Origin of the sequence: Roseibium album, assembly GCF_965233825.1 — a bacterium.
GTDB classification, from domain to species: Bacteria; Pseudomonadota; Alphaproteobacteria; order Rhizobiales; family Stappiaceae; genus Roseibium; species Roseibium album.
In genome coordinates, this window is record NZ_OZ247583.1 from 1,935,725 (window position 1) to 1,962,288 (window position 26,564).

30 protein-coding genes are annotated in these 26,564 nt (G+C 56.9%); 16 read left to right on the forward strand and 14 right to left on the reverse strand.

Going from position 1 to position 26,564, the window contains the following annotated elements; translation table 11 throughout:
- Nucleotides 1-2 precede the first annotated feature (2 nt).
- From ACO6TI_RS09025 to ACO6TI_RS09040, 4 genes are read left to right on the forward strand one after another with little or no spacing between them, the layout of a single operon-like run.
- Nucleotides 3-833: a carbohydrate ABC transporter permease gene (locus ACO6TI_RS09025; protein ID WP_055119397.1), complete on the forward strand. Its 831-nt coding sequence runs from the start codon at nt 3-5 to the stop codon at nt 831-833.
- Nucleotides 833-1,891 carry an ABC transporter ATP-binding protein gene (locus tag ACO6TI_RS09030; protein WP_055119400.1) on the forward strand — a complete coding sequence of 353 codons (1,059 nt, stop codon included), beginning with the start codon at nt 833-835 and terminating at the stop codon, nt 1,889-1,891. Before ACO6TI_RS09025 ends, ACO6TI_RS09030 begins: the two co-directional genes overlap by 1 nt.
- 10 nt (nt 1,892-1,901) lie before the next feature.
- Nucleotides 1,902-3,392, forward strand: a complete 1,491-nt coding sequence (locus tag ACO6TI_RS09035; protein ID WP_422384785.1) for a glycerophosphodiester phosphodiesterase — start codon at nt 1,902-1,904, stop codon at nt 3,390-3,392.
- Nucleotides 3,385-4,401, forward strand: coding sequence for a LacI family DNA-binding transcriptional regulator (locus tag ACO6TI_RS09040; RefSeq protein WP_055119404.1), 1,017 nt, complete (start codon nt 3,385-3,387; stop codon nt 4,399-4,401). The genes ACO6TI_RS09035 and ACO6TI_RS09040 overlap by 8 nt, the downstream gene beginning before the upstream one ends.
- Nucleotides 4,402-4,504: 103 nt before the next feature.
- Here ACO6TI_RS09040 and ACO6TI_RS09045 read toward each other — a convergent pair whose 3' ends face one another.
- The 5 genes from ACO6TI_RS09045 to ACO6TI_RS09065 all read right to left on the reverse strand — a co-directional run bounded on the left by ACO6TI_RS09045 (nt 4,505) and on the right by ACO6TI_RS09065 (nt 9,124).
- The gene (locus ACO6TI_RS09045) at nt 4,505-5,560 is read right to left on the reverse strand and encodes an L-idonate 5-dehydrogenase (RefSeq protein WP_422384786.1); all 1,056 of its coding nucleotides are present in this window, start codon (nt 5,558-5,560) and stop codon (nt 4,505-4,507) included.
- A gap of 8 nt (nt 5,561-5,568) precedes the next feature.
- Nucleotides 5,569-6,846: a TRAP transporter large permease gene (locus ACO6TI_RS09050; RefSeq protein ID WP_055119408.1), complete on the reverse strand. Its 1,278-nt coding sequence runs from the start codon at nt 6,844-6,846 to the stop codon at nt 5,569-5,571.
- A 2-nt stretch (nt 6,847-6,848) separates the two neighbouring features.
- Nucleotides 6,849-7,346 (reverse strand): TRAP transporter small permease, encoded by a 498-nt coding sequence (locus ACO6TI_RS09055; protein WP_422384787.1) that lies wholly within the window; start codon nt 7,344-7,346, stop codon nt 6,849-6,851.
- Between the two features lie 62 nt (nt 7,347-7,408).
- Complete coding sequence (locus ACO6TI_RS09060; protein WP_055119410.1) at nt 7,409-8,386, reverse strand: TRAP transporter substrate-binding protein; 978 nt, start codon at nt 8,384-8,386, stop codon at nt 7,409-7,411.
- Nucleotides 8,387-8,392: 6 nt separating this feature from the next.
- A complete protein-coding gene (locus ACO6TI_RS09065; RefSeq protein WP_422384788.1) occupies nt 8,393-9,124 on the reverse strand; it encodes a GntR family transcriptional regulator in 732 nt (243 codons plus the stop codon).
- 125 nt (nt 9,125-9,249) lie between these two features.
- On the opposite strand from ACO6TI_RS09065, the gene uxuA reads away from it, so the two are divergent.
- Nucleotides 9,250-10,467: a mannonate dehydratase gene (uxuA, locus tag ACO6TI_RS09070; protein WP_422384789.1), complete on the forward strand. Its 1,218-nt coding sequence runs from the start codon at nt 9,250-9,252 to the stop codon at nt 10,465-10,467.
- Nucleotides 10,468-10,499: 32 nt separating this feature from the next.
- On the opposite strand, the gene ACO6TI_RS09075 is transcribed toward uxuA, so the two are convergent.
- Complete coding sequence (locus tag ACO6TI_RS09075) at nt 10,500-11,312, reverse strand: LuxR C-terminal-related transcriptional regulator (RefSeq protein ID WP_196878225.1); 813 nt, start codon at nt 11,310-11,312, stop codon at nt 10,500-10,502.
- Between the two features lie 265 nt (nt 11,313-11,577).
- On the opposite strand from ACO6TI_RS09075, the gene ACO6TI_RS09080 reads away from it, so the two are divergent.
- Both ACO6TI_RS09080 and ACO6TI_RS09085 read left to right on the forward strand, forming a co-directional pair.
- Entirely contained in the window at nt 11,578-12,756 is a 1,179-nt protein-coding gene (locus tag ACO6TI_RS09080) for a CynX/NimT family MFS transporter (protein ID WP_422384790.1), read from the forward strand.
- A complete protein-coding gene (locus ACO6TI_RS09085) occupies nt 12,753-13,295 on the forward strand; it encodes an amino acid synthesis family protein (protein ID WP_108873334.1) in 543 nt (180 codons plus the stop codon). Before ACO6TI_RS09080 ends, ACO6TI_RS09085 begins: the two co-directional genes overlap by 4 nt.
- A 193-nt stretch (nt 13,296-13,488) precedes the next feature.
- Here the strand turns inward: ACO6TI_RS09085 and ACO6TI_RS09090 are convergent, their stop codons facing one another.
- The gene (locus ACO6TI_RS09090; protein WP_282045368.1) at nt 13,489-13,890 is read right to left on the reverse strand and encodes a hypothetical protein; all 402 of its coding nucleotides are present in this window, start codon (nt 13,888-13,890) and stop codon (nt 13,489-13,491) included.
- A gap of 261 nt (nt 13,891-14,151) precedes the next feature.
- Complete coding sequence (locus ACO6TI_RS09095; RefSeq protein ID WP_422384791.1) at nt 14,152-15,342, reverse strand: fasciclin domain-containing protein; 1,191 nt, start codon at nt 15,340-15,342, stop codon at nt 14,152-14,154.
- Between the two features lie 240 nt (nt 15,343-15,582).
- Here ACO6TI_RS09095 and ACO6TI_RS09100 point away from each other — a divergent pair, with 240 nt between their 5' ends.
- Complete coding sequence (locus ACO6TI_RS09100) at nt 15,583-15,897, forward strand: antibiotic biosynthesis monooxygenase family protein (RefSeq protein ID WP_055119423.1); 315 nt, start codon at nt 15,583-15,585, stop codon at nt 15,895-15,897.
- Between the two features lie 220 nt (nt 15,898-16,117).
- Here the strand turns inward: ACO6TI_RS09100 and ACO6TI_RS09105 are convergent, their stop codons facing one another.
- Nucleotides 16,118-16,579 carry a DUF302 domain-containing protein gene (locus ACO6TI_RS09105; protein ID WP_422384792.1) on the reverse strand — a complete coding sequence of 154 codons (462 nt, stop codon included), beginning with the start codon at nt 16,577-16,579 and terminating at the stop codon, nt 16,118-16,120.
- 323 nt (nt 16,580-16,902) lie between these two features.
- Here ACO6TI_RS09105 and ACO6TI_RS09110 point away from each other — a divergent pair, with 323 nt between their 5' ends.
- Nucleotides 16,903-17,382, forward strand: a complete 480-nt coding sequence (locus ACO6TI_RS09110) for a DUF3429 domain-containing protein (protein ID WP_422384793.1) — start codon at nt 16,903-16,905, stop codon at nt 17,380-17,382.
- On the opposite strand, the gene ACO6TI_RS09115 is transcribed toward ACO6TI_RS09110, so the two are convergent.
- Nucleotides 17,374-17,724 carry a carboxymuconolactone decarboxylase family protein gene (locus tag ACO6TI_RS09115; RefSeq protein WP_104701472.1) on the reverse strand — a complete coding sequence of 117 codons (351 nt, stop codon included), beginning with the start codon at nt 17,722-17,724 and terminating at the stop codon, nt 17,374-17,376. The genes ACO6TI_RS09110 and ACO6TI_RS09115 overlap by 9 nt on opposite strands.
- A gap of 284 nt (nt 17,725-18,008) precedes the next feature.
- Here ACO6TI_RS09115 and ACO6TI_RS09120 point away from each other — a divergent pair, with 284 nt between their 5' ends.
- The 6 genes from ACO6TI_RS09120 (at nt 18,009) to ACO6TI_RS09145 (ending at nt 23,096) form a co-directional block, all read left to right on the forward strand.
- Nucleotides 18,009-18,686 carry a cupin domain-containing protein gene (locus ACO6TI_RS09120; RefSeq protein ID WP_422384794.1) on the forward strand — a complete coding sequence of 226 codons (678 nt, stop codon included), beginning with the start codon at nt 18,009-18,011 and terminating at the stop codon, nt 18,684-18,686.
- The gene (locus ACO6TI_RS09125) at nt 18,664-19,797 is read left to right on the forward strand and encodes a flavin monoamine oxidase family protein (protein WP_422384795.1); all 1,134 of its coding nucleotides are present in this window, start codon (nt 18,664-18,666) and stop codon (nt 19,795-19,797) included. Before ACO6TI_RS09120 ends, ACO6TI_RS09125 begins: the two co-directional genes overlap by 23 nt.
- 170 nt (nt 19,798-19,967) lie before the next feature.
- A complete protein-coding gene (gene gltS / locus ACO6TI_RS09130) occupies nt 19,968-21,197 on the forward strand; it encodes a sodium/glutamate symporter (RefSeq protein ID WP_422384796.1) in 1,230 nt (409 codons plus the stop codon).
- A gap of 384 nt (nt 21,198-21,581) precedes the next feature.
- Complete coding sequence (locus ACO6TI_RS09135) at nt 21,582-22,352, forward strand: hypothetical protein (protein ID WP_422384797.1); 771 nt, start codon at nt 21,582-21,584, stop codon at nt 22,350-22,352.
- A 117-nt stretch (nt 22,353-22,469) separates the two neighbouring features.
- Complete coding sequence (locus ACO6TI_RS09140) at nt 22,470-22,760, forward strand: helix-turn-helix transcriptional regulator (protein WP_422384798.1); 291 nt, start codon at nt 22,470-22,472, stop codon at nt 22,758-22,760.
- Nucleotides 22,761-22,898: 138 nt separating this feature from the next.
- Entirely contained in the window at nt 22,899-23,096 is a 198-nt protein-coding gene (locus tag ACO6TI_RS09145; RefSeq protein WP_422384799.1) for a hypothetical protein, read from the forward strand.
- 65 nt (nt 23,097-23,161) lie between these two features.
- On the opposite strand, the gene ACO6TI_RS09150 is transcribed toward ACO6TI_RS09145, so the two are convergent.
- The 4 genes from ACO6TI_RS09150 to ACO6TI_RS09165 form a co-directional block, all read right to left on the reverse strand.
- Nucleotides 23,162-23,725, reverse strand: a complete 564-nt coding sequence (locus ACO6TI_RS09150) for a DUF1190 domain-containing protein (protein ID WP_108873339.1) — start codon at nt 23,723-23,725, stop codon at nt 23,162-23,164.
- Nucleotides 23,726-23,816: 91 nt separating this feature from the next.
- Nucleotides 23,817-24,227 carry a DUF350 domain-containing protein gene (locus tag ACO6TI_RS09155; RefSeq protein WP_055119444.1) on the reverse strand — a complete coding sequence of 137 codons (411 nt, stop codon included), beginning with the start codon at nt 24,225-24,227 and terminating at the stop codon, nt 23,817-23,819.
- A gap of 21 nt (nt 24,228-24,248) precedes the next feature.
- Complete coding sequence (locus tag ACO6TI_RS09160) at nt 24,249-24,893, reverse strand: DUF2491 family protein (RefSeq protein ID WP_282045374.1); 645 nt, start codon at nt 24,891-24,893, stop codon at nt 24,249-24,251.
- Complete coding sequence (locus ACO6TI_RS09165) at nt 24,874-25,929, reverse strand: potassium channel family protein (RefSeq protein ID WP_055119798.1); 1,056 nt, start codon at nt 25,927-25,929, stop codon at nt 24,874-24,876. The genes ACO6TI_RS09160 and ACO6TI_RS09165 overlap by 20 nt, the downstream gene beginning before the upstream one ends.
- Nucleotides 25,930-26,092: 163 nt before the next feature.
- Between ACO6TI_RS09165 and ACO6TI_RS09170 the strand changes: the two genes are divergently transcribed.
- Nucleotides 26,093-26,536: a YjfI family protein gene (locus ACO6TI_RS09170; protein WP_055119449.1), complete on the forward strand. Its 444-nt coding sequence runs from the start codon at nt 26,093-26,095 to the stop codon at nt 26,534-26,536.
- Nucleotides 26,537-26,564 lie beyond the last annotated feature (28 nt).

Consider the following 26,564-nt stretch of genomic DNA (forward strand, 5'->3'; position numbering starts at 1 on the left):
TCATGAGGCAGAACTTCCGAAACTGGCCAGTTCTTCTGGTGCTCTTTGTCTTCTCCGCTCCGCTCCTGATCATGCTTACCTTCTTGCTGGTGGATGCGTTTACGACAAAGGTTCCCGGAACCATGGTTCCGAGCGGTGTCACCCTGCACCATTTCCGTTTCCTCTGGACCGATCTCGACAACGGCAGCTGGGGCATCTGGGGCGTGACGCTGAACACCTTCAATTTCGCCCTGTTCACCTCTCTTGCCGTTACCGCGATTTCGGTTACTGCCGGTTATGCCCTGTCACGGCTGGCGTTCCCGGCGCGCGGGTTTTTTCTCGGCGGTTTGATCGTGCTCCACGCCTTTCCGACCGTCACGCTGATCATCGCGATATTCCTGATCCTGCAGTTGCTTGGTCTCTACAACACCCTGATCGGGGTCATCGTGGTCAAGGCGGCGCTGGAATTGCCATTCGGCATCTGGGTAATGAAGGGCTTCTACGACACTGTTCCCTGGGAGATCGAAATGGCCGGCGTCCAGGATGGGGCGAGCCGGTTCACCGTGTGGTGGAAACTGATCCTGCCTCAGGTTCAGCCAGGCCTGATGGCCATCTTGATTTTCTCGTTTCTGTCGGGCTGGTCCGAGTTCATCCTGCCGATGGTGCTTGCACCCGGTAACGATGCGCAGGTGCTGTCCACGTATCTGGCAACCATGCTTCTCGATGGTGGAACGCAGGCGGACTTTAATCTCTTCAAGGCTGTCGGCCTTTTCTACGCGCTGCCGGTCATCATCATCTATCTGGTTTTCCAGAACAAACTCATGAACATCTATGGCGGAGGCACGAAGGGCTGATGCGTATCTCGATCGAAAATTTCACCAAGGCATTCGGGACCACGACCGTGATCAAAGACATGTCCCTGGAGATCAATAGCGGGGAAATGCTGGCGTTGCTTGGTCCGTCCGGTTGCGGCAAGTCGACAACGCTCTTTGCAATCTGCGGCATCCACCGGATGAATTCGGGGCGGCTCTTGTTTGGCGAGCGCGATGTCACCCGGATATCCTCACAACAGCGCAATGTCGGCGTCGTGTTTCAGAATTACGCGCTTTACCCGCACATGAATGTCTTCGACAACATCGCATTTCCGCTGAAGGTGCGAAGGGATACCCGGGCAGACATTGAACGGAAGGTCAAGGATATTGCGGATCTCGTTCATATTGGCGAACTGCTCCACCGCAAGCCTGCCGAGCTGTCCGGAGGCCAGCAGCAGCGCGTCGCTCTTGCGCGTGCTCTGGTGCGCGAGCCCGACATTCTCCTGCTGGATGAGCCGCTTGCCAATCTGGATGCAAAGCTGCGTCTTGAAATGCGGTCCGAAATCCGCCGTATCCAGCAACAGACGGGGATCACGGCCGTGCTTGTCACGCATGACCAGGTCGAGGCGATGTCCATGTGCGACCGGATCGCGATCATGGACCAGGGGAAAATCATGCAGCTATCGTCTCCCAAGGAGATGTATGAGGATCCTTCTTCGGATTTTGTCGCTGGTTTCCTTGGCAATCCACCGATTGCCTTTCTGGAAGGTGTTGCAGCGGAGGGGGGAATGCGCCTAGCCAATTCCGAAGTTACGCTTCCCGTTCCTGCCGCAATAAACCTGCCGGATCACGGCGCTGCGGTCCGTTTTGGAATTCGGCCAGAATTTTTCCAGCCCGATAATGATCTAAAGATCAAAGGCAGGATCAGCTTCGTGGAAACGCAAGGCCGCGAAGAGCTTTATGACGTTACGCTGGAAAACGGCTCGGTGCTGCGGTCGATCCAGTCGCAAGGTGGCAGTTTCAAATTGGGGGACAACGTGAACTGGGGGATCGCCGGAGACCGGATTCTGGCCTTCGATGCTGCCGGCAACAGGCTTTGAAGGGTCTCCGATGACATCCTTTCTGCCTGGAAAGACCTGGGTTCGAGACCGCTGCGACGGGCCTCTGGTGATCGCGCATCGCGGAGCCAGCGCCCATGCCTTTGACAACACGATGCGTGCTTTCAGGGTTGCACATGAGCTTGGTGCAGACATGTGGGAAGTCGACGTCCGCCTGACAAAGGATGGCGTACCGGTCGCGTTCCACGACGAGGATCTGAGAAAGACATGCGGCGTTGACAGATTGCTTTGTGATGTGAGCGCGGAAGAGCTCTTTGAAATGACGGCCCTTGCGGGACGCCAGGCCCCCGCGTTTTCCCAGGTGGCCAGGTTGGCCGCGGAACTGGGCGCGGGAATTTATCTGGATGCAAAAGAGGGTCATGCCGCTTCCCTGGCGATCGAAAACCTCGTTGAAAACCGGATCGAACGGGTCATTGTCGGTGCCAACACACCAGAATACTGCGCTGAATTGATCGCAGCCGGTTGTCCGTATCCGGTCTCGATCCTCGTCGGTCCCGGCCGTGATCCGTTCGCAATTGCCAGCGCATGCGGGGCAGAGCTTGTTCACCCGTGCTGGGAGCATGCGAGCGACAGGCCGGACAGGCTTCTTGACGATACATTCTTCCGGAAAGCAAATTCGCTCGGGCTGCCTGTCGTGACCTGGCATGAAGAACGAGCAGATGTGCTGGCCGAGCTGGTTCAGATGCCCATACTTGGTATTTGTTCCGACAAGCCGGAAATGGTCCGTCCTTACTCATCCGATCCTTTGCATGTTCCTGAAATCGTTTGCCACCGGGGGGCTTGCAGGATCGCCCCTGAAAACACGGGTGCCAGTGCCAGGACAGCCTGGGACGGCGGCTTCGACTATGTGGAGATTGATGTACGCGAAACGGCCGACGGGCAACTGGTCCTCCACCACGATGAAACCCTCGAGCGCACGACGACCGGGACGGGGCCACTGGCAGGCCGCAACCTGCGTGAGCTGCAAAAGCTGGATGCCGGCAATTGGTTCGATGCCTTTTTCAAGGGAATAGGACTACCCACGCTTTCGGAGTTCGTGTTGCTTGCTGCGAAAGGCAACCGGAAACTCTATGTCGAGATAAAGCAGGCTGACGCCGTGAAGACGGCCGGGGAGGTTCTCGGCAAACTGTCGCACGAACAGGTTTTCTTCTGGTCGTTCGATCAGAGCCGAATGATGCAAATCCGCAAAGCCTACCCGAACGCACGCCTCATGGTTCGGCCGGAGGATTATGAGACGCTGGAGGACTGCCTGTCGGCTTATGACGCCGATATCGTCGAATTCAATGCCCGGAACGCGAACCCTGGGGATGTTGCAGCGGTTCGGGCTGCCGGGCGCAAGGTAATGCTTGCCTATATGGGTGACGACCTTAACGTCCTCTCGGAGCTTGCTCAGCTTCAACCGGATCTTCTCAACGTGAATGAGCCGTTTCTTGTCCGGAAGATGTTCATTCAATCGGAAAAGGACGGAACAAGCGATGGCTGATCGAGGGAGTTCGAAGAAACAGGTCAATTCCTTCGATGTTGCCCGGCTCGCCGGCGTTTCACGTTCCGCCGTGTCGCGAACCTTCACCGACGGTGCCAGCGTCTCTGAGGAAACACGCGAAAAAGTGACCAGGGCCGCGACAGAACTCGGCTATCGGGTCAATGTTCTTGCGCGCTCGTTGCACAAGCAGAAATCCGATCTGGTCGGTGTGGTCGCCGCGGATCTGGACAACCCCTTCAGGGGGGAGCAGATCGATCTCTTGTCGCAAGGCCTTCTGGAAATGGGACTGCGCCCCATTCTTCTAAGGGGAGACCCGTCGACCGACGTCGCCGATCTTATCGGCTCCCTGCTTCAATACAGCGTTGCCGGTGTCATCGTGACGTCCGACACGCCACCTGAAGAAATCTGCCGCGAATGCCTTGAAAACGGCGTGCCGCTTGTCGTGGTCAACAAGCGTGATCCGGGTGCCCCGGTCGATCGCGTGGTGACCGACTTCGAGGCTGGTGGACGGTTGGCATTCGATCATCTCATCTCGTGCGGTTGCCGGAAGCTCGCTGTCGTGACACCGGAGCGGTCGTCTTACTCTGTGAACGGTCGGGCGCTCGCGTTCGAACAGGCAGCCAATGATGCAGGCTTTCCGGTGGTTCGCATCGCCTGGGGAGCTCAATCCTATGACGGTGGTCTGGCAGCATCCGCTTACGTCAACCGCGTGAAGAGCGAAATCGACGGAGTCTTCTGTACAGCCGACTATCTTGCACTGGGCGTCCTCGACGGGTTGCGCCATGAACACGGCATCAGGGTGCCGGAAGATATGCAGGTGATTGGCTATGACGACATAGTTCAGGCATCCTGGAAGTCATATGACCTGACCACGATCGTTCAAAGCCGCAAGGATCTTTGCGATATAACGCTGAACCTTCTGATGCAGCGACTGGTGGATCCGGATCTGCCGCAACAGATTGAGGTGAGCGGCGTCTCCTTGAGGCAACGGAAAACCACCACCGGCTGACAGTTCTCAGCAAACACGTTCGGGAAGCACACCGGAGAGAATGTGCCGGGTATGTGGCAATCTGGAGCCGCCCGGACCTGCGAGCAGCGGCAGGTTTAGCGACCTAATCCGTGCTGTATCCATTGAACACGATATGGACCTTCATGGCACGCGCCCTGTCACCGGCATGGTCAAATGCTTCGGCCGCCTGTTCAAGCGGGTAGGAAGGGCTGATGATTGGTCCAACGTCAATTGTTCCCTCATCGATTGCCTTGACTGCAGCCGCGAATTCCGCGTGAAACCGGTGTGTTCCCCTGACCGTTATCTCCTTGCTGACAATCAGGTTGAGCGGCATGGGCGTGTCTCCCGCAACTCCGACGGTTACGAGCGTTCCCCGCGGCCGCAGGCTGAGCAGAGCGTCCTTGATCGCAGCCGCCGACGCTGAACATTCAAACGCGACGTCGAACTGTCCCTTGTCGGTCTTGTATGGAGCAAGGCCATCAGGATCAGTGCTCAAATCAATGGTTTCGTTCGCACCCATTTGTCTTGCCACGGCAAGTGGCATTGCCTGCAAATCCGTGACGGCAATTTCGGAGGCATCTGCGTCTTTCGCCGCGGCAACGCACAACGCGCCGATCGGTCCCGCTCCTGTTACAAGAACCCGTTTTCCCTTGAGGTCGGGCGCTTGCGCGCGGGCATGCAGGCACACTGCCAGAGGTTCTGCGCAGGCGGCCTTGCGGGCCGAAACCTTGTTCCGGTAACGGAATGCCTGGCGCGCAGGAACGACAACCCGTTCGCGAAAGAGGCCTTGTTCGTGGGGAAGTCGGTAGGCCGATCCCATGAACCGCATTTCAAGGCAATGAACCTCTTCGCCTGCCTTGCAGAACTTGCAGCTCCCGCATGGTTGGCTTGGATTGATGGCAACAAAGTCGCCATGTTGAAACGCACCGGCACCTTCACCGACCGCAACGACACGACCGGCCGCCTCGTGGCCCATGGCGATAGGCTCTCTCACACGCACAGGGCCGAAGCCGCCATCATGGTAGTAGTGCAGGTCTGAGCCGCAGATACCACCGGCAAGAATGTCGACCTTTATTTCTCCAGGTCCCAATTGCGGTTCAGGATGCTTTTCAAGCCTCAGGTCACGGATTCCATGCAGGACACAGGCGCGAGACATCATGGTGGATCCTATTGGAAGATGAGGTTCGGCAACCAGGTTGCCAGGGCCGGGATGAACGACACCAGCAAGAGAACGATGATATTGCTCAAAAGGAAGGGAAGGATTGCCTTGACCACCGGTGTCAGCGGCAGCCGGGCGATGCCGGCACAGACAAACAGGCAAACTCCGACCGGTGGTGTCGTCAGTCCGATCATCAGGTTGAGCACCGCGAATGTAGCAAAATGCAGGGGTTCAATACCAACTGCCTGCGCGAGAGAAAGCAGGGGCACGAAGAGGATGATCAATGCGGCGATCGTTTCCATGAACATGCCGACAAAGAGCAGAAGCAGGTTGATGATCAGGATAACGAGAATGGGATTGTCGGTAATCGTCAACACGGCGCTGGCGATCGCCTGAGGTATCCGTTCCGAGACGAGGATCCAGCCGAAAACATTCGCCAGTCCGACAAGAGCCAGGATCGAGGCTGCCGATACGGCGCTGTCCACGATGATCTTCGGCACTTTTTTCAGCGGCAGTTCGCGGTAGACGAACGCTCCGACAATGAAGGCGTAAACACTGGCGACAACTGCGGTTTCGGTGGGTGTGGCGATGCCGCTCAGGAGCCCGTAGATGATGATGCCGGTCATGGCGATCGCCCAGAAAGCGCTTCCCAGGGCGCGCACGAGTTCGCTTGCGCCGCGCCAGGGTTCGCGGGGAAAGTTTTTCCGGCGTGCGATCACGTAGCAGGTGATCATCATCGCAAGACCCATCAAAAGACCCGGAACGGCGCCTGCCATGAACATCTGGCCAACAGAAATGCCGCTGAGCGCGCCGACGATGATCATCGGGACACTCGGTGGAATGATCGGGCCGACCGTGGAGGAGGCGGCGGTGACGGCTGCGGAAAAGTCGGCCGGATAACCGGCTTTTTTCATGCCCGGTATCATGACGCCACCTATGGAGGCAGCATCCGCGACGGCCGTTCCGGTGATGCCGCCGAAGAGCATGGAGGCGCCGATATTGGTCAGGCCGAGTCCACCCCGGACCCAGCCGACCAGAGCATTCGCAAACCGGATGATGCGCTCGGTGATGCCGCCATTGTTCATCAGGTTTCCGGCCAGAATGAACCCCGGAATGCTCAGAAGGACAAAGACATCGATCCCCGCGTAGACCTTTTGCGGGATGACGACCAGCGGAATGCCGGAGACCAGCAGATAGCTTAGGGACGAAAGGCCGAGAGCAATGGCAACAGGGATGCCGATCACGAGCGATCCCACGAAAACGGCAAACAGAACAAAGACCTCCACGCTCAGGTCTCCCGTTTCATGTCAGCTTCATCAGCCGACAACAGCGTCAGAACGGCTCGAACCATTGCAAAGGCAAGCAGGAGAAGAAAAAGAAGAAAGACGCTGAAATGGATAAAGGACATCTGTAGGCCCATTGCCGGAGATTTCTGGAGTAACCCGATTTGCACGTATTTCCAGGCACCGGGCAGCAAGATGGCCGCAAGAAACGCCGTCGCCAGAGAGGCGACCAGGCGCAGAATACGCGGCCAGGGATCGGGGCGGGTGTCGCAGACGATATCGACATTCACCAGGTCTCCGCTCATCAGACCCAATCCGACACCAAGCGCCGTCATGTAGATCAGCGCAAACCGGGTAAGTTCTTCTGTCCAGACGGGAGAGTCGCCGATCGTTCGCCCCAGCACCTGGGTGAGCACCGCCAGGATCAGAACCATGAAGGCAACAAAAACCCCGATACGGCAGAGAAGCTCGAGGCTTCGATGGATTTTGAGAATGACCTTCATGAATTGACCTGGATAAAGACCCGCCGCCAGGTAATCCCGGCGGCAGGCAAGTTGGGGAGGGACTACTTCTGACTGTTGAAGAGATCTTCCACGATCGGTTTGACCTCGTCGTTTACGTTCGCCAGAACTGCGTCCTTCGCCGCTGCTGCATAGGCTGCTCCATCGACCTCGACAAAGGTCATTCCCTTGTCTTCCAGATAGGCACGGTCTTCTGCGAGACTGGCCTCAAGAAGGCCTCGTTCAAAAGCCTGAGCGCGTTTCGCCGCTTCAAGAACGCTTGCCTGGTCTTCGGGGCTGAGGTTTTGCCAGGTCGATTCAGCAATCGTCAGGTAGATCCAGGATCTGACGTGCTGGGTCAGGTTCACATGTGACTGGACCTCGTTGAAATTCGCCGAACGGATCAGGGCAAGCGGGTTTTCCTGAGCCCCGATGGTGCCGTTCTGCAAGCTTGTGAACACTTCCGAAAAGGCCATGGGTGTCGGCGCGGCCCCAAGTGCTTTCCAAACGTCAACGAAGAGTGGCACATTGGGAACGCGCATCTTCAGGCTCTCAAGCTGATCCGGAGACGGGATGGCCCGGTTTGACGTGAGATTGCGTGGTCCGCGCGCGAAATAGGCAATTGGCCTGATCTGCGCTTTTTCGACAATTTGTGCCTTGATCTGGTCGCCGATATCGCCGGAGGCGATTTCGTCCATGTGCTCGGTCGACGCATACGCGTATGGGACTGCGAGAAGCGCTGCCATCGGAGCCCAGTTCTGCAGGCTTTCGCCGGTGATTGTCATGTCGACCGTGCCAAGCTGCATGCCATTGATCAGGTCGATTTCCTTGCCGAGCGACTCGTTCGGATAGACCTCGACTGCGATCCGCCCATCGGTCAGTGTCGAAAGCTCTTCACCGAATTTGACCGCTGCCTTGTGCCAGGCATTCTGCTCGTTTGCCAGGTGACCCAGCTTCAATGTCGTTTCCTGCGCCATTGCAGCCCCTGCAGCGAACTGCGATACGACGCATGCCGCGAGGAAAGTCCTAAATCTGAATGCCATGTTCCGTCACTCCCTGTTGAATGGTGATCCATCAGTCGCCAGATCCTCGCAGCGATCAAAATAGATCTGATTTCTCTGAATGATCTGGGGCAGAGTTTTGAGGATCTCGTTCAGATGTTCACGCATCGCCCGGGAGGCTGTGTCCGGGTTGCCTGCTTCGATCTGATCGACAATGGCCGTGTGCTGTTTGATCAGCGTGGCGATTGGAAAGAGTTCGAAGCTCAGGAACCTGACCCGGTCCATCTGGCTCTTCAGCCCTTCCACGAATTGCCACGCAACGTCCTTTCCGGCAGCCTCTGCAAGGGTGCGGTGGAATATCTCGTCTTCATTGATGAAGTCCGCGGAGGACGTCTTGCCGATCTTGGCCTCGTTCCGTAATTGCGACCGCAATTCCTGAACCAGCGCCGGCTGCGGATCCTGTGCGAGCAACCGCACGATGTCGGCCTCGACGGCTTCCCGAACGAACCGCGATTGCAGGACGGTCGGGTAGTCGATCTTGGTGACAAGTGTGCTGCGTTGCGGCCGGATCAGGAGAAGCCCCTCCTCGGCCAGTTTGATGAAAGCTTCGCGGACCGGTTGCCGGCTGATGCCATAGCTCTTGGCGATCTCTGCCTCGGACAGCTTGCTGCCCGGCGGGAGGTCATTCTTGACGATGCGCTCACGCATGATGCGTCGCACTTGCGGTGCGATCGCAACGGTATCGTCAAGCCACGTATCGATTACGACTTCGTTCAACACGAGAAGTCCTCCCAGCGCCGTTATCTACCATACTGCCATACTAGTCAACAAAAATTTGACAAGTGGCGGTGAAGCATTCAAAAAATGAGTCACATACTTATTCAAGGCTACAGGAGGGAGCAGGGTTGCGCGAGACATGGAGATGGTTCGGTCCGGCGGATCAGGTTTCACTGGACGACGTCGCCCAGGCGGGGGCAGGCGGCGTGGTCACCTCTTTGCACCATGTTGCGGTGGGAGATGTCTGGACGCCCGGGGAAATCGCCGCGCGCCAGGCCCTGATCCGTGAACAGGGTGCGCATTTGCCTGTATCCCTGGAGTGGGAGGTGGTGGAAAGCCTGCCGGTATCGGAAGACATCAAACGACAGACCGGACCCTGGCGGGATCATGTCGAAGCCTACAAGACCAGCCTCACTCATCTCGCAGAAGCGGGCATTCGAACCGTCTGTTACAATTTCATGCCGCTCCTTGACTGGACACGGACGGATCTTGCCTACGCCGTGCCGACCAAGGCCACCTGCATGCGTTTCGACCTGATCGATTTTGCCATGTTCGATCTATACCTGTTGAAGCGCCCTGGCGCGGAAGACAGCTTCCCTGCCGAGGTGATCGAGGTGGCGCGGCAACGTTTCATGGATGCAGATGATGGTGCCAAGCAAGCGCTCGTGCGCAATATCATCTGCGGCCTGCCGGGTGGAAACGACGAATTGACGCTGGAAGATATACGCGGCCATCTTGAGGCCTACAAACCCTATGATCATTCCGCCCTCTGTCGGCACCAGGCGGACTTCCTGGAACAGGTCGTCCCGCATGCGCAATCTCTGGGATTGAGACTCTGCTGCCATCCGGACGATCCGCCGTTCAGTCTTATGGGTCTGCCGCGCATCATGTCGACCGAGGCCGACTACGCACGGCTCGTTGCGGCAGTTGATTTGCCGGCAAATGGAATAACGCTCTGCTCGGGTTCACTTGGTGCGCGTGGCGACAACGATCTTCCCGGCATCATGCGCCGGCTTGGCGCTCACGTACATTTCCTGCACCTGCGCAACGTTGCCCTGGAACATGACGAAACAATCGGTTCGTTTCACGAGGCGGAACATCTGGCGGGAAGTGTCGATATGCCCGCCTTGATTGCCGCGGTCCTTGATGAGGAAAAACGCCGGACTTCGGAAGGGCGCGAAGACAATTCCATTCCCTTCCGACCCGATCATGGACAGGATATTCTCGATGATCTGTCTCGCCGGGCACAACCCGGCTATCCCGCGATCGGCAGGCTGAAGGGACTTGCGGAACTGCGCGGTGTCATCGCCGGGCTGACATATGCCAACCTGCAGGAAAGCGTCTGATGAGAGGCATTGGAGGTCCACGATAGAGTGGGTCACTCCACCTGGGCAACAGCCCTCAATTCGCTGATCATGCGTGCATTGTCGAGTGCAATGACACTCTGATCGGCAAAGGTCTGGGCAAGTGCGGTCACCTGCGCATTGAAGGGTCTGACCTGCTGCCTGTAGATTGTGAAGGCGCCGACCAGGCTGTCGCCGGAGAGCATCGGAATGGCAACGAAAGATCGGGCGCCGCCAAGATCAGCTGTTGCGGCACGCAATGGATCTTCCGTGCGATAAAGCTCTTCCGAGCGGACATCCACAATGTTGATGATGTCCTGCACCGTTTCCATTCGTCCCAGTCCGGTTTCCGCACTCACGGCAAAGACACCTTGCGCCTCAAGCCAGTCCTTGAACTCTGCGGGAATGCCCCGCGAGAACCTGGCCGAGAACCGTCTGTTGCGGCGATATTCGAAGAGTATGCCGAATTCCGCATCGCATAGTATCAGGGCGTGACCCAGGATTGCGGCCATCACATCGTCAATGTCACCGCGCGACCTGCTGATGATCCTCAGCACCTCGCTGAGCGCCTTCTCCCGCCCGATTGCTTCTTCCAGGCTGAGTGCCAGTTCGGAAATCACTGCTGCATGGTCGCTCTGGCTCATTTGTTGCCGGCCTTTGCCTTCAAGGCGCGAATGCAATTCCAGCTTGGAGGAAACTTCCAGTTTTCGGTAGATCGCGGCCAGATGCGTTCGCACGGTTGAGGGTGCAATATGCAGCCGTTCGGCAATCGCGTGATAGGTTTCCCCATGCGCATAGCAACGGGCAATTTCCAATTCGCGCGGGCTCAAACTCTTTTCAGGCTGCACGCAACAACGCCTCCGACATTTTTCTGCTCATCCTGCGTCACTCCAATGTGGCAGCAATACCGCATGTAGTGTAGCCGAATACAGCAAGGTGCCGGACAATATACTGCATCTGCACGATACCGCGGCTTGCGAGACGTCCCTAAGCTTGGGTAGCGAGGGGAAATGCAATGACCAGACAAAGGGTTTCAACGGACCGGTACCATGCCCGCCGGCGCGAATTTATCGCGAAGAACACAGGTTCCGCTCACGTGACAGGGGCGGTGTGATGCGTTGGCGAATGCTGGCGCTGCTGTTCTTCGCGCGCATTGCCCTCGGATTTCAGTTTCAAACGGCCGTATCCGTAGGTGGCGACCTCGTCACGGCATTTGAACTGGACTATTCGGAAGTCGGGATACTGATCGGCCTTTTCATGGCCCCTGGCCTGTTGTTGGCCTTGCCGGCCGGGGCATCGGGGCGGTTTCTCTCCGACCGAATGCTTGCGGTCGCCGGCCTGGGCGCGCTCGCGCTCGGTGGCCTCGTGAGCGGGCTTGGACCGGGACCTGTCACAATCGGTGTTGGCAGGTTGCTTGCCGGCGCAGGCTTTCTGTTTGCGACGCTCTACTTCACCAAGATGATCGCCGACTGGTTCGAAGGCAGGGAAATTTCAACCGCGATGAGTATCCTTGTCATGAGTTGGCCTTTCGGTATTGCCATGGGGCAGGTGGGACATGTCTTTCTGGCGGATCTCTTTGACTGGCGAGTGCCGTTTTTTACAGCCTCCATGTATTGCGGGCTTGCTGCGGTCGGCGTCCTGGCCTTTTATCGGCCGCCACCGGAACGGACCGTTGCATCTGACCGCAGCTCCGGCAGGTTGAACGGTCGGGAATTGCAGCTGGTCCTGCTCGCGGGAACAGCGTGGGGGGTCTTCAACGCCGGTTATGTTGCCTACCTCTCCTTTGGACCTCGGATGCTGGAAGAGCTTGGCCATTCTCCGCTGCAGGCCGCGGCGCTGGTGAGCATCGCCAGCTGGATCATGATCGTCTCGGGCGCGATTTGCGGTCAGGTCGTCGACCGCTTCGGGCATCGTGATCTCATTCTGATCGTCTGCATGGCGAGTGCCGTTGCAGCTTTATGGCTGGTTGGCACGTCCGGTGCCGGGCTCGCTGCAAGTCTCCTCTTCGGGCTTGTCGGCATGGCGCCCGCCGGTGTCATCATGGCACTTGCCGGCGAAGCGGTCCCACCCGCGCGGCGGGCGTTTGGCATGGGCGTCTTTTTCACGGTTTACTACGCGATCATGGCAGTTGGGCCGCCTGTCGCCGGATGGATCTATGAGTGGGCAGGAACCGCAGGGGCTGCGCTTGCCTTCGGTATGGTCCTGTTTGCGCTCGTTGTTCCCGCCGCACTGTTGTTCCGATTTGTGCGACAGAGAGACGGACCTGATACATCGAGGAAGGGAATTGGATGAACATTCGAAAGACGCTTGTGATCGAAGAGATCGTCGAAACCGATGAATTTGGCGTGGCCTGCGATCCTTTGAAGCGTATGGCGGCACTCGCCGTTCTTCAAAACCCTTTCACCGATACCGATGCAGACGATCTTTCTGTGCTGTTTGAAATGGGTGCGGAACTCGGCGAAAGGCTTGCCGGAAAAATCATGGAACGATTGGGCAGCGCGCCGACCGGCTACGGCAAGGCGGCAATCGTCGGGACTGGAGGTGCCGCTGAACATGGTGCCGCGCTTTTGCATCCAGGACTGGGCAAACCCGTTCGTGCCGCAATTGGCGGCGGCAAGGCGCTGATGCCTTCCAACGTGAAGGTCGCCGCCGCAGGTGCAACGATCGACCTGCCGCTTGGCCACAAGGACGAAGCCTGGGCGTTCAATTTCATTGACACAATGACGCTCTGCATCGCCGACGCACCACGTGCGAACGAGATTGTCCTCTGTGTGGGAATTGCTGCTGGTACCCGTCCACGCGCCCGGGTCGGAGAGGGGCCTCGACCGTAGGGAGAAGGTAAGAGGGTTTTGGTCCGGCGGCCGGATTTTCCCGGTGCCGGGACAAGGTCTCCTGTCCTCTGCCCTGCAGCCGGAATTCAAATCGGTGACAGAGAGTGGCGACAGCTGCAGTTTCCTTGAGGGGAAGTCGCGGGGTCCCTTGAAAGATCTGCAGGGCTTCATTCGCCGGCAAGGATTGGAAGCTTCAACGGTGTGGGATGAGTTTGACCGCCATCATGCTGATCAGTGACCAGCAGAAGGTGCGGAACGTCATCGCCACGACGGTGCGCATTTCGAAGGCTCCACCATCCAGAATATGCACGCCGAGATACGCGAAAACCGCCAGGATCGCCAGCAACAGCAGGACAGAAGACTGAACTGCCCAGTATCTGCGCGCCCAAAGCCCAAGGCCTGTAAGTACATACCAGAACCCCGAAACAAAGTTGAACCACAGGACAGTCTGAACCACATCTCCGAAATTCGAACGGATGTCTTCACTCGAAAACAGAGCGGTGCCGCCGGACAGGATTGTCAGAACTCCGAACAGAACCGCAAATCCGGCTGCAAATGCGAGCGGATCGGACAGCTTGCCAGGTCGCGACAACATGGTTGGTCTTCCTTCGGGAAAATGCCTTCCGGACCGGGTGCCGGTTCCTGATGCTACAGCGTGCAATACCTGATTGCGAATTGCGGGTGTGCGGCATTCCAGCGCGATCACTTTTCCGGTGCCGGTGCCGATGCCGGTGCCGTTGACGGCGCAAACGCGCTGCACACAGACTCTGAAAAAGCGTTGAGAGCTTGCATCGGCCGGTTCTGTTGAGGCCGGCCGATGCCAAAAAAACGTACCGGACATTCAGCGGTGCATTTTTCAGACGCTGAAAGGATCGTCGTTCACGAGGAACTCGATCGCCGGCAGAAGAGCTGCCGGGTCGACACCGGAGGGGATCCCGTTGAGTTCGATCGTTCCCGTCAGATGGGTGATCAGCAGATCGCCATCTCCGGAAGCGCCGAGTGATACGGCGGCCTGCAGGCCATCTGCGACGGGATCGGTATCGAATTCAAGAAGGTCGGTGAATTGAAGTCCCGGATCACCGGTTGCGGCGATCGCATCCAGAACGACCGGATCACCGTCCCTCAGATCGAGCACCAGCTTGTCGTGCTTGGCGTTGAAGTCCGCAACCACGTCGTGGCCTTCTCCTTCACGGAAAGGATTGAAAACGAAACTGTCGGCGGAACGGCCGCCAACCAGGAAATCGTTCCCTTCCTCCCCGACCAGAATGTCCTTGCCGCGTCCACCATTCAGGTAGTCGTTGTCAGCGCCCCCTTCCAGCGTGTCCTTACCACGACCGCCGAACAGGTAGTCGTTGCCGTCACCACCCTTGACCAGGTCCGATCCGCGTCCACCGAAAATGATGTCATGTCCGCCAAGTCCGTTGGCGATGTCGTCACCTTTCCCAAGAGAGATGAAGTCGAAGTGATCTGAACCGATGACCGCGTCAGGGCCACGTCCTGTAAACAGGAACCCGCCCTTGGCGAAGGTAATGTCATAGGGCAGAAGGACATTGTCGATGACATGAATGATGCCGTTTTCTGCGACAATGCCGTTCTCCGAACCTGCCGGGTTGGTCACCGCGGGATCGGCAAAGCCGGGGTCCTTGTCACCAAGCGAGAGGCCACCGTGTGAGCTGTCCGGCTTGATTGTTTCGCCCGAGAGGGTTTCAACGGTATTGGAACCCGCAACGGCGCTGCCATCCAGAGCATCCCCGGCGATATGATAGGTCAGAACCGACTTTAGGAAGGAGGTTGGATCGTCTGAAGGTGAAAGCAGCTCTGAAGCGGCAATCAGTGCCGGCACGACTTTGGATTCGTCCGAGCCCACGCTTGGATCGAGCGCATTCGCCAGATTCAGAAACGCCTGGTCGGTTGGCGCGAACACTGTGAGGCTTGCGTTCTTGTCACCTGCCGCATTCGCGAGATCTGGAAAGGCACCGAGTGCCGCCGTCAGAATTTCAAAATCGGAACTTCCACTTGCAATATCGAGGATCGTGTTTGTAGGCATTTTTTTGCGCTCCCTACTTGCGCCCCATCGCGGATGTTTACGGTTGGTCGCCGGAATGGTTTGTTCATCATGCTGAATTGCTGATCACAGTCGCGTGAAGAAGTTCGTTGTAAGCCCGTGCTGTTTTTCCTGGCTGAGGGAAAGAATACCAAAACGCCTTGAAAAACTTGAACATCTACATCAGGTTATGAGCGGTCCCTGTCCCGCGGCAGGTGAGAAAAGACTTGTCTGGAGCAGATCATGTATTTGGCGATGAACCGGTTCTCTATTCTGAAAGGCCAGGAGGAGGCTTTTGAAACAGTGTGGCGGGAACGCGAATCCAGACTGTCCGATGTGCCTGGTTTTCAAAAGTTTCATTTGCTGAAAGGGGCTTTCGACGAAGACGCCGGAACGACCCTTTACGCCACCCACACGATCTGGAGCAACCGAGAGGATTTCGTCAACTGGACAAAGTCGGAGCACTTTCGCGAAGCCCACAAGAACGCGGGCGGGAACAGGCACCTATATGCAGGTCACCCCAAATTCGAAGGCTTCGAAGCGGTTCTGAGCGAATAGAGCGTCGGGTCGTTTATGGATTTTTGGCGCGCGAAACCCACCCGAGGTCTCGGGACAGACCTGCGACACCCAAGCAGATTTCAGACGTTTGTTCCGGTCAACCTAAATGGACGCGGCGCATGAGGCGCGATCATGCGAAGCGGCGGCATCGGTGTTCTTGATCAGCGATCTTCCACCCATACCGCAGCGGTCTCATGAGCCGGAGCTATTGGCCGGTGGCTTACTCTGACGCTTTCGCGGTCAGATTTTTCAGAGCACCGGTCATCTTGCCGATGCTGGGGTGGTCGGCCGGTAGGCCATGTGCCGCTGCAAGGGACGCAGGAGCGTGGTAAACGAGGATTGTGCCGTTGTCGGTTTCGATGATCGCCACGCGGATCGGCAGGTCGAGGCCGGCTTCGGGCGCGTCCCGGATCACCGGTGTTCCTAGTTTCGGATTGCCGAAGATTACAACCTGGTTTGCCGGAATTTCCATATCGACGCTTTTTCCGCCGGCAGCATGGTCAACACGCGCAAAAACCTTCGCCCCTGCCTTTTCAACCGCGGCAACGAGATTGTCGGCGGTCTGTTCGACCGAGTGCGGGCTCGGAACTTTCACAAGATCGGTGTCGGCGGCTTTTGCGACCATGGCCGACGACATGAGAAACAGCGCGAGGAGGAGTGATTTGAAAGCAACATTCAGCATGTTCGTCTCCAGATAGAATGATCATTAATGGCGGGCAGTTTCATTCGGAGATTGTCTCTAAGGCCAATCACACTTTTATGAGCGGAATGAAGCCATATTGCGGAGAGCGGAACAACGGCCGCTCAATTGCAGTGTCTAATGCAATGATCGGGTGTTGTCGAAGATCCGGGAGCCACCGTTTCACGTATATCGCACGCCGGAGCCCAGCGAAGCTGCTCGCCATCTGCAAGCCCGGGAACCGGGTTCGTTGTCCGAGTTTTTGCGCCGGAAGATGAAATACCGGAAATGCCGTGCGGTGGTCTGACCAGTGGAGAATACAACCGATGAATTCGCAAACCGCCGCATCGCAATGCACTTCCAACGGGGCCTTCGTCCCGTCCCCGGCAATATGGCTCGGCGGTGCTGGTGTTGTTCCATTCCTTGCTTGCGCGCTGCTAGCACTGCTCGGCCCGGAACCCGGAGCGTCATGGGCGGTTCAGGTGATGGTCTGCTATGGAGCAGTGATTCTGTCTTTCCTCGGCGGCATCCAGTGGGGTCTTGCAACAGGATCTGCAGATCCGACCGATGTCCTGACCAGACGTCTCGGTCTCAGTGTGCTTCCGTCACTTGTCGGATGGGGCGCCTTGCTCCTGCCTGTGTTATGGGGGCTGCTGGTACTTTTCGCAGCATTTGCACTGGTTCTTTTTCTTGACCTTCAGGCGACGCGACGCGGTGAGGCTCCCGCCTGGTTTCCCAAGCTCAGGGTCCCGTTAAGTGTGGCGGTCATGGTGTCTCTCGTATTCGGGGCAGTTTCTTCAGTCTGATGCAGTCAGGCCGTCGAAAGCAGCAAGGGCTTCCGATCCATAGATCATTGATGGGCCACCGCCCATATAGATTGCAACACCGATGACTTCCAGAATCTCCTCCCGGCTGGCCCCAAGACGTGCGGAAGCACGGGCATGGTAGGCAAGGCATCCATCGCAGCGGGCGGTGATGCCGATTGCCAGCGCAATAAGTTCCTTGGTCTTTGCATCAAGCGCACCGTCCTTCATCGCGCCGGCTGCAAGGGCTGCAAAACCCTTTGCAGTATCAGGTGCGCCTTTCCGGACTTCCGCCATCCGGCCATCGGTCTGGGTGATGAACTTTTCCCAATCAGCTACGGCCATTCCTGCCTCTCACTAGTTTCAAATGTTGGAAGGTATGGTGGAGGATTGCGGCCCATTATGCGTTGATGTGCGTCAAGGCCTGGTCTGTCAGAGAGTCAGTGAGCCGTCGCGAACCGGAGAGGGTGTCCACGGGATCACGCTTTCGTGAATTGTAGTACAAGAGGAATGGTTTCATCTATCTATCAATAGATAGATTTGATTGCCTTAACTGCAGCGGCGGCCAGGATTTTTCACCGGGTAGTTGATGCAGCAAGCGTCAAGACAAAGCCTGTTGGAGAAGAACCATGGAAGTGAACGCCGAATTCGATCGCAGTGTCCGGATCACACCGAAAGATCACAACTGGGTGGCGTCTCCCATGCCGGGTGTCGAACGAATGATGCTCGACCGGATCGGGGATGAGATGGCACGGGCGACGACAATCGTGCGCTATGCGCAAGGCAGCGCCTTCTCGGCGCATATGCACGATGGTGGCGAAGAATTCATTGTGCTGGAAGGTGTGTTCGAGGATGAGCACGGTGCATTTCCAGCGGGCTCCTATATCCGCAATCCTCCCGGTTCGAGCCACACGCCGAGCGCTCCGCAAGGCGCAGTGATTTTCGTCAAGCTGTGGCAGTTCGATCCGGATGATCGCAGTCACGTTCGCATCGATACCAACAAGCTCGGAACTGTTTCGGATGCGGCCCGGCCTGGTGTCGGTGTTTCTCCCCTTTTTGAAGACGCGCGTGAGACAGTCAGGGTCGAGACATGGGCCGGGGGGACAAAGGCACATGTGGAAGCACCGGGTGGTGCAGAGTTGCTGGTTCTGTCTGGAACCGTTTCGGTAGACGGCGAATGGCTGGCACCCTGGTCGTGGCTTCGCCGGCCGGTGCAGGAGCATGTCCAGCTTGAAGCGGGTCCGGAGGGCGCGCGTATCTGGATCAAGACCGGTCACCTGGACCATGTCTCGGCCCCTGGGTCCTGAGCGACAGAAAGGCATGCAGGTGACAGGCAAGAAACAGAAGATCTTGATTGTCGGAGCCGGATTGAGCGGCCTTGCCGTTGGCCGGTTGCTGTCAGACGAAGGACACGATGTCACGCTCCTTGAAGCAAGGAACCGGGTCGGAGGACGAATTGTTTCCCTGCCGGGACAAGCCGAGGGCAATTTGCGCTACGATTTGGGGCCGGCATGGATCTGGCCGCACAACAGGCGAATGCTCAGCCTCATGTCGGAACTCGGATTGTCACTGATGCGACAGCATTCGGCGGGCAATCTCGTGTTTCAGGACCAGAATGGCCATGTACGGCGCGATCTCGAGTTCGCAACCATGGGCGATGCATTGCGAATACCAGGCGGTCTCGCGCAGCTCACCGAACATCTGGCGGCAAGACTGCCGCAAGAGACCCTTCACCTGGAGCATTCCGTCACGCGAATCGAAGCGCTTCAAGCCGGACTTCGGGTGTCCGGCGAAAATTCATCCGGCCCGTATACGAAGACCGCAGATCGGGCTGTTCTGGCGCTGCCTCCGCGTCTCGCTGCAATGGACGTTGATTTTTCTCCCGCGCTTCCTGCCAATGTCATCTCTTCGATGACCAATGTACCGACATGGATGGCCGGTCACGCAAAGGTTGTGGTAATCTACGAGAGGGCCTTCTGGCGCCAGGCAGGCCTTTCAGGAGATGCAATCAGTCATCGTGGCCCGCTTTTTGAAATTCATGATGCCAGCGCCGACGAAGGGGCGGCTGGAGAAGCTGCCCTGTTTGGTTTTGTTGCACCTGGTCGAGGCGGGCAGCGCATCGATGAAAAGCAACTTCTTCGCGACGCCGTCGCCCAGTTGACCGACTTGTTTGGTTCGGAGGCCGCCGAACCCGCGCGCTTGCATTTCATGAATTGGGCATGTGAGGAGCGAACGGCGACTCCACTCGATTCCGCGGACATGTCAGCCCATCCTCGATATCGGGATATCGAACTTGCGATTGACCCATGGTCCGGACGGTTACGGTTTGCAGGAACAGAAACGGCACCCGAAAACGGTGGGTTTCTTGAAGGAGCGTTGGAGTCAGCCGAGCGGGTTGCACGCGCAATCACATCCTGAAGGTTGCCCCGTGAATTTGCGGCCATTTGTTCATGTTACCACGACGATCAGAACCCAGAACACGCTTGGTTTGACACTGCTTTTCAGCTTACGATGCGTTTTCAAGGGCTTCCGGGCGCGACATACTTGCCCATCCTGTGTTGTGAGATTGCCGGGTATTGGAGAAATTCATGGATGTGACCACCGCTGCCGATCCGATCGTCATTGACAGTTTTGCAGCGTTCACATTGGGCATCATCGTCTATTTCCTCGGAGCAAAGCTCACCAAGCGGTTTTCGCTACTTTCCTCCTACAGCATTCCCGAGCCCGTGAGCGGAGGTCTGGCGGCTGCGTTTTGCGCTCTGGTGATCGTGGTTGCTACCGGTCGCACGATTGAATACGACCTCTCGGTCCGCGACTTTCTGCTGGTCTATTTTTTCACAACGGTTGGATTGAATGCGAGGGTTTCCGATCTGGCACGTGGCGGGCCGATCCTCGCGGTCATGCTCGCACTGACCCTGGTGTTCATGCTCGTTCAAAATGGCGTTGGTGCAGCCGGGGCACTGCTTTTCGGCATGCCGTCCCAGTCCGGTGTCCTTCTGGGCACGGCTTCCCTGATCGGCGGTCACGGAACGGCGATTGCCTGGGGTCCCACGATCGCCTCCCAGTACGGAGTGGCCGGTGCAGCCGAACTTGGCATTGCCTCCGCGACCGTCGGGCTTATTCTGGCGAGCATTCTTGGTGGTCCGATTGCAAAGTATCTGATCACGAAGAACGGCTTGACGGCGTCCGATGGCGAGGATGCGGACGAACCGCACGAGGCGGCGGCGACCGACGAGACCCGTTCAGCGATCAACCACGTTGAAATCATGCGCTGCATCCTCTGGATCCATGTTGCGATCGTCATCGGCTACTCGGCCCATGAAAGCCTCTTGGCAGCCGGACTAAAGCTGCCGTTGTTCGTGCCATGCCTGATCTCGGGCATTGTCCTGTCGAATGTTGTTCCGCTCATATTCAGGAAGGCAAGGGCCCCGGCCGGAACCCAGTCGATGGATCTCATCAACGAGTTCAGTCTTTCGGTGTTCCTGTCCATGTCGCTGATGAGCATGGAGCTCTGGACCCTTGCCGGCAGCGCGGGTGTGCTTGCCGTGACCATGCTGCTGCAGGCGGCTGCGGCGACCGTTTTCATAGTGCTGGTCGTTTTCAGGGTCATGGGGCGCAATTATTTTGCAGCCGTCCTGTCGGCCGGTTTCGCCGGTTTTGCACTCGGTGCGACCCCCACCGCAATTGCAAACATGAAGGCGGTGACGCAGCGCTATGGGCCGTCTCCGCTTGCTTTCATCGTATTGCCGCTGATTTCCGCATTTTTTGTCGATCTGGCGAACGCGTTCATCATTCAGTGGTTCCTGGGGCTCGGCTGACACCCCGTTGCCGACGGGCTTGTCAGGGTGTTCATGACAGCGGCATTTTCAGCGCTACGGGCCAGGCACCAGGTAACCCTTTCCCTTAAGAAACTTTTGCAGGCTCCGGCACCAGCCGAGCCGTCATACGCGCTCTGTCTTCTTCGTCGTAGTATTTCCCGGAACCAGGCGGCGCGATGACTAGGCGTTATTCCGGTAGACGTGTGTTCACAAATGTGATGTGCAGTTTTCAAGTGTGAATATTGACGTCACAACTTGGAGAAATTTGACGAATTGTTGTCATTGGATAATTGTAAGCAAATTAAAACGCGTGATGTGATTGAAATATTTCCCTGCATAGACGGAGTTGGACCCCGAAATGTTTTCGACATCAGAAAGGGACCGATGAAGGGCAGACCATTTTCCGGGACAATGACCCCGAGCACGCTCATATCTATTTACGATGCGGCGTTTTCGAACGACCATTGGCGCAATGCGCTCGATATGTGCGCCCGATCCATGGGAGCAAACGGAGCGATGCTCTACGAATTCTCGAATTTGAGTCAGGTGAATTTTGCATTGAACGAAACCAATTCCGCACTCCACGCTGCCGCCGATATCCTCGCTGAATACAATCAACTCCTGGCAGACGGTCGAGGGTCGAATTATGATCAGGAAGGTCTTGGAGCCACTCACCGTGCGGATCCGTTTGAAGTCGTGCTCGACACGGACATCTGGCAACTGGACGAAAGCTATCAAGCCCGACCGGAAGTGCGACTCGGGATCCGCGCCGGGTTTTTACGTCGAGCCCTGGTGAACCTTTCCGATGATCCAAACACATTCAGGGGTGCAATATTTCTGTACGGCCGGCAATGTGACGCAGCGGTCCCGCAACAGGCGGCAGAGGTTGTGAACCAGCTTGGGCCGCATCTATCGAAGGCCGTTGAACTGAACCGGTTCACCGTCGAGCTTCGGCGCCGGTACGACGCTGCCTTGGCTGTTCTCGACAAGATCGACACGGGCATACTCATTCTGACCGAAGCGGGGGAAATCATTCTCAAGAACAGCGCTGCGTCACAGGTCCTTGCCGAAGGTGATGGACTGTCTGTCGGGCCGGACAAGGTCGTTTCATGCTTTGCGGCGGAAGCGGAGGCGGCATTGAAAGATGCCGCCTGATGCCTGGCCGGAACCGCTGTCGGTGAAAATGATGAAGCCGGGCGGATCATTCAGATCGCTCGCAAGAGCAGCAAAGCAGCTTTGGTCGCGGTCGTTTCTCCGCTCAGGGACGCCGAAATGGAACTGGAGCGAAATCTGGCCGGAGCGCTCGTCACCCTGATCGATCCGCAGAAACCCATGAAGATAAAATCGGACGTCGTTGCCGGTGCCTACAGGTTGACTGTTGCCGAACATCGGCTGGTCGACTTTGTCCTCAAAGGACTGACCAACAAGGAAATCGCTCTCGAACTCGACGTCAGTCCCGAGACGATCAAGTCACAAATGAAGTCCATGTTCGAAAAGTGCGGATGCCGCAATCGCGTCTCTTTTGTCTGGCGCGTCTTTCAGTTCGCGCCACCGATTTTCTAGGAATACTCTACAGGCCGGCGCGCATCGTCCGGCACCCGCCCGAAATCGACGCAGCGCCATGCAATGCGTAGCCCTGATGGTTTTCGAAAAACAGATTGTCCGGTCTCACCAACCGGCGGATTTCCCCGTGAAGACACGATGCAGACCCGTCGCTATAGCTGGATCCGTAAGCATTTGACCGCCTTGGACCCGATCAAGGTCAGTTTCGATCGCACCACCCACAATCCGGATAGTGGCGAGCAGAACCCGTCTGTGACCGAGATCTGCAGTCTCTTTTGCGACGTTCAATTGGCCACGATACGCATCATGCACATACACACCAGGGCGGTCATGTGAGTTTCTGCCAGTTAGAGGACTGTTTCCCGGCCGCCATGCTTGTCTGATGTTCGGCGGCAGGCAAATCAGCCGCCCCTCGATCCGGAACTGGAGCGACTGCCGAAACCACCGCGCGAGGCGACGGACGTGCGTGTCTGCACTTTGGCGGGTTTAGGAGGCGATTTGACTGCGTCATTGTATGTCCGCCAGCTTCCGCCGCCGTAACTTCCGACATAGTAACCGCCTGAAGTATAATAACGCTTGCTGCCACGTTCCGGGTAAACCGGGCGAACATTGGAACGAAGAAGATCGTTCGTGATTGCGCCCGTCAATGCGCCGGCGAGGAAGTATCCTGCCGGGATCGGTGAAAAATACGATCTGCCGTTGGAAGACTCCCCGACACAGGCATTGTTGCCGTGCTGGTCGCTGCAAAGGCTCATCGATTCGTATCGTGGGCCAGAATTCTCGTGAATGTTGATGCCGGTTTTCATGGCGCTAACGCAGACGTCATCCGAGATATAGCTGTCTGCCACACATTCGGACTCGGTCTTGTAAACGCGACCTTCCAGGTCGGGTTCCTGCGAACAGCCCGCTAGCGTTGCTGTCGTCGTTGCCATGACAACCAGTTTGATCGATTTGGATCGTTTCATAGAAAATCTCCTGACCGTCAAATCGGCCTGATGAAATTGGTAAGCAGAAGGGGCATTGTGCTGGCCTCCGTGTGAGCCAATTCGAAGTCGATCAATAAGTAATACAAGCAGCGTTGAGCAATCCCACCGTAATGGAGATCGCTGCGAGCTTCGTGCTGATGGCAATTTCACCTTTTTCGATACGGGAAGTGATCTTGGGGTAGAAGCGTCGGAAAACCTGATAGGCGATCAACTGTGCAACACAGGCGATGATGCCCCAGATAATGAAGTCGACGATATTGACCGAGTTGGCGGCGGCGCTTGCGAGCGGTAGTGAAAAGCCGACAAAGGCGGCACTGAAGACCAGTGACGCTGCCACGTTGTTGTCCTTGATCAGCGCCATCTCGTCGTGGGGCGTCATGATGGTGTAAATTTTCATGAAAACCAGCAGCATGACGATTGCGGCAATGAAATACGCGATGAAGGGAACGATGCCTGATAGAGATGCCTGTAGGTCGGCCATTTTGATCTCCGGTAATGTGACTTAGACAGAAAAATTGTGCTGTTCGAGCGGAAACCCGATCATGAATGCGACGCTCCGCTCCGCGTTTTCAGGTTCTTCCATGTTGATGAGTAACATTTCGTCCCGGCCGTCTTTGAGCTGGCGGGCGAACAACATTGCAGTCTGAAAAATTCGGCGCCGTCCCCCGCCGGAACGGTCGTCGCAGATTTCTTCCCAATAGGTCATCGGATCTTCAGGCGAGGTCGAAGTGTCGAACCAAGCGCGCTCGAAACCGATATTCTCACCACCACGCGACAAGCTGTAGTTCTTCTGGCGGATGTTGTTCTTGCACTTGCTCCATTCCGCCTCGCCGGAAGGATACTGAACATCATAAAAGTACCAAAGCATGATTTCGTCGACGCGATTGTCGGCATTGCCATCTCCACCTTGGAACTGGATCAGGAACCGATCATCATCCGGATAAAAGCGATGCATATGCGATTGCTCGCCAAGGTCACAGTGTCCCTGTGCAGCGATCATCAGCGTGGTGTCGGGTTTTTCCATGAGGGTTTCATCCGGCAGCAACCGAAGAGCGATTGGATCGAATGTGATGCCGCGCCCGATTGTGAGGCCCAGGATTTCAGATGGCAGCCAATCCTTTGACCGCTTAAACAGAGATCCGAACATTTGATCCCTCCAGGCCTTTGGAAATGTCGTCAGCGCTCAGTCGCTTGTTGGCAAGATAATAAATTGAGCCTCCTGAATTGAGTTCCTTTGGAAATGGCCGGAACACAAATTCCTTGTCGTCTGGTTGGGAGACCGCAATCAGTGTGCCGTCGGACCCGCGCAACGATTGTTCAAGCATGGACGTTCCGGTCGGTTTATCGGCTTCGACAATTGCGGAGTAGATTGTCGCCCCGAATCCGGCGGTTGAAAGAGCCATGAGTATCTGCCCGGAACCTGGATCTTGCGCGGCACGCACAAGGGACTCGCAGGCGTTCGAAACAACCGGCTCAATGTTCGCAAGTTTGCCGGAACGGCGTGCGGTGTCGCGGTCTTCGAAATAGGCGGCGATATGAACTTCGCTGTTCAATTCCCGGATGGCAAGGCAGGTATTGAAGGTCTCGGCGTCGGTGCCGGCATAGACCAGGACTTTTTGTGCCCCGGCAATTGCGGCGCGTTTGAGAGACTGGAGAGCGTCAAGCCGTTCGGCACGGATCAACCGGACACCCTCGGGGATTTCGATGTTTTTGGAGGTTGCCAGAAGAATGATTTTTTCATCACCATCCTGCCCGGCAATCAGGTTCTCCACCATGAGAGGGGTCTTGTCGCGATGGTATCCGACAATGACGGTGGCGCCTTGCACGCGTTCAAAGTTACCGTTTCCGTCGGCCATACGTCTCACTCCTTCGACTAGGACACCTGTCAGCCGGCCAAGAACAGCTGAGAAAATCAACAAGGCACCGGGAAAAAACCAGAAAGCTGCGACCATGCGTCCGGCTTCGGTCTCCGGCGACAGATCGCCATAGCCGACGGTCGATGCCGTGGTCGCCGCGAAATAGATGAATGTAAGCGGATTACCAGTCAGGCCGGTCTCGCCCGCAAGCAGAAACAGCGCCCACGAGATGATCAGATAAGCGCAGATCAGCGTTGTCAGTAGCCAGAGCTTCAGCTCAAGAACATGCTGATAAACTCGCGAAATAAGTAGCTGCAATATTGGCACGGATGGATTCTGCCCCCGGTTGAATCGCATTGGTAATTTGACCAGAGGGCGGAGGCTTGTCAAATCGAACCTCCATGGCGAAAAATCGCTTGAAACCAGCCTGCATCACTTCTACTTGTTCGATGCTGGGTTGAAGGCCTGGCCATTAACTGGAGGCCAAAGAATGAGCGCGCGGCAAATCCCATGGACATTGCACGAACTGAAAGAGGCCCTCGAACGGTCCGCTTCGTTCGCGGAAAACGAAGTCCATTGCGCATTGAGCGAGACCCAGCCTGATGTTCTGGAAGTGCAACTTCGTTCAGCTGGTGAAATCACTCTGTTTCTGACGGTCGGTGAAACGCAGATCCTGACGACAACCGTCTTGTGGCCAAGGGATCTACAGGATGACCCGGCTGCGTTTGAAGCCATGATGCTTCGCAATCACAAAAAACTGCTGCCGCTTTGCGCTCTATCTATCGATGAAGTCGACGGCAAGGAGTATTATGAGCTCTTTGGAGCAATGTCGGTCCGCTCGACGCTGAACTCGGTGGAGACGGAACTGCGCACGATCGCCAATAGTGCCCTGGAACTGGCAGCTGATGTCGGGCCAAGGGCCGGCGTCGTTTGAGATCTGCTGATTGGTTGGAACGGGATAG

Excerpts from the sequence above, each read along its gene's own strand:
- ACO6TI_RS09025 (WP_055119397.1), top strand. The coding sequence starts at position 3 with ATGAGGCAGAACTTCCGAAACTGGCCAGTTCTTCTGGTGCTCTTTGTC.
- ACO6TI_RS09030 (WP_055119400.1), top strand. The coding sequence starts at position 833 with ATGCGTATCTCGATCGAAAATTTCACCAAGGCATTCGGGACCACGACC.
- ACO6TI_RS09035 (WP_422384785.1), top strand. The coding sequence starts at position 1,902 with ATGACATCCTTTCTGCCTGGAAAGACCTGGGTTCGAGACCGCTGCGAC.
- ACO6TI_RS09040 (WP_055119404.1), top strand. The coding sequence starts at position 3,385 with ATGGCTGATCGAGGGAGTTCGAAGAAACAGGTCAATTCCTTCGATGTT.
- ACO6TI_RS09045 (WP_422384786.1), bottom strand. The coding sequence starts at position 5,560 with ATGATGTCTCGCGCCTGTGTCCTGCATGGAATCCGTGACCTGAGGCTT.
- ACO6TI_RS09055 (WP_422384787.1), bottom strand. The coding sequence starts at position 7,346 with ATGAAGGTCATTCTCAAAATCCATCGAAGCCTCGAGCTTCTCTGCCGT.
- ACO6TI_RS09060 (WP_055119410.1), bottom strand. The coding sequence starts at position 8,386 with ATGGCATTCAGATTTAGGACTTTCCTCGCGGCATGCGTCGTATCGCAG.
- ACO6TI_RS09080 (WP_422384790.1), top strand. The coding sequence starts at position 11,578 with ATGCGTTGGCGAATGCTGGCGCTGCTGTTCTTCGCGCGCATTGCCCTC.
- ACO6TI_RS09085 (WP_108873334.1), top strand. The coding sequence starts at position 12,753 with ATGAACATTCGAAAGACGCTTGTGATCGAAGAGATCGTCGAAACCGAT.
- ACO6TI_RS09090 (WP_282045368.1), bottom strand. The coding sequence starts at position 13,890 with ATGTTGTCGCGACCTGGCAAGCTGTCCGATCCGCTCGCATTTGCAGCC.
- ACO6TI_RS09095 (WP_422384791.1), bottom strand. The coding sequence starts at position 15,342 with ATGCCTACAAACACGATCCTCGATATTGCAAGTGGAAGTTCCGATTTT.
- ACO6TI_RS09100 (WP_055119423.1), top strand. The coding sequence starts at position 15,583 with ATGTATTTGGCGATGAACCGGTTCTCTATTCTGAAAGGCCAGGAGGAG.
- ACO6TI_RS09105 (WP_422384792.1), bottom strand. The coding sequence starts at position 16,579 with ATGCTGAATGTTGCTTTCAAATCACTCCTCCTCGCGCTGTTTCTCATG.
- ACO6TI_RS09110 (WP_422384793.1), top strand. The coding sequence starts at position 16,903 with ATGAATTCGCAAACCGCCGCATCGCAATGCACTTCCAACGGGGCCTTC.
- ACO6TI_RS09115 (WP_104701472.1), bottom strand. The coding sequence starts at position 17,724 with ATGGCCGTAGCTGATTGGGAAAAGTTCATCACCCAGACCGATGGCCGG.
- ACO6TI_RS09120 (WP_422384794.1), top strand. The coding sequence starts at position 18,009 with ATGGAAGTGAACGCCGAATTCGATCGCAGTGTCCGGATCACACCGAAA.
- ACO6TI_RS09125 (WP_422384795.1), top strand. The coding sequence starts at position 18,664 with ATGTCTCGGCCCCTGGGTCCTGAGCGACAGAAAGGCATGCAGGTGACA.
- gltS (WP_422384796.1), top strand. The coding sequence starts at position 19,968 with ATGGATGTGACCACCGCTGCCGATCCGATCGTCATTGACAGTTTTGCA.
- ACO6TI_RS09135 (WP_422384797.1), top strand. The coding sequence starts at position 21,582 with ATGAAGGGCAGACCATTTTCCGGGACAATGACCCCGAGCACGCTCATA.
- ACO6TI_RS09140 (WP_422384798.1), top strand. The coding sequence starts at position 22,470 with ATGGAACTGGAGCGAAATCTGGCCGGAGCGCTCGTCACCCTGATCGAT.
- ACO6TI_RS09145 (WP_422384799.1), top strand. The coding sequence starts at position 22,899 with ATGCAGACCCGTCGCTATAGCTGGATCCGTAAGCATTTGACCGCCTTG.
- ACO6TI_RS09150 (WP_108873339.1), bottom strand. The coding sequence starts at position 23,725 with ATGAAACGATCCAAATCGATCAAACTGGTTGTCATGGCAACGACGACA.
- ACO6TI_RS09155 (WP_055119444.1), bottom strand. The coding sequence starts at position 24,227 with ATGGCCGACCTACAGGCATCTCTATCAGGCATCGTTCCCTTCATCGCG.
- ACO6TI_RS09160 (WP_282045374.1), bottom strand. The coding sequence starts at position 24,893 with ATGTTCGGATCTCTGTTTAAGCGGTCAAAGGATTGGCTGCCATCTGAA.
- ACO6TI_RS09170 (WP_055119449.1), top strand. The coding sequence starts at position 26,093 with ATGAGCGCGCGGCAAATCCCATGGACATTGCACGAACTGAAAGAGGCC.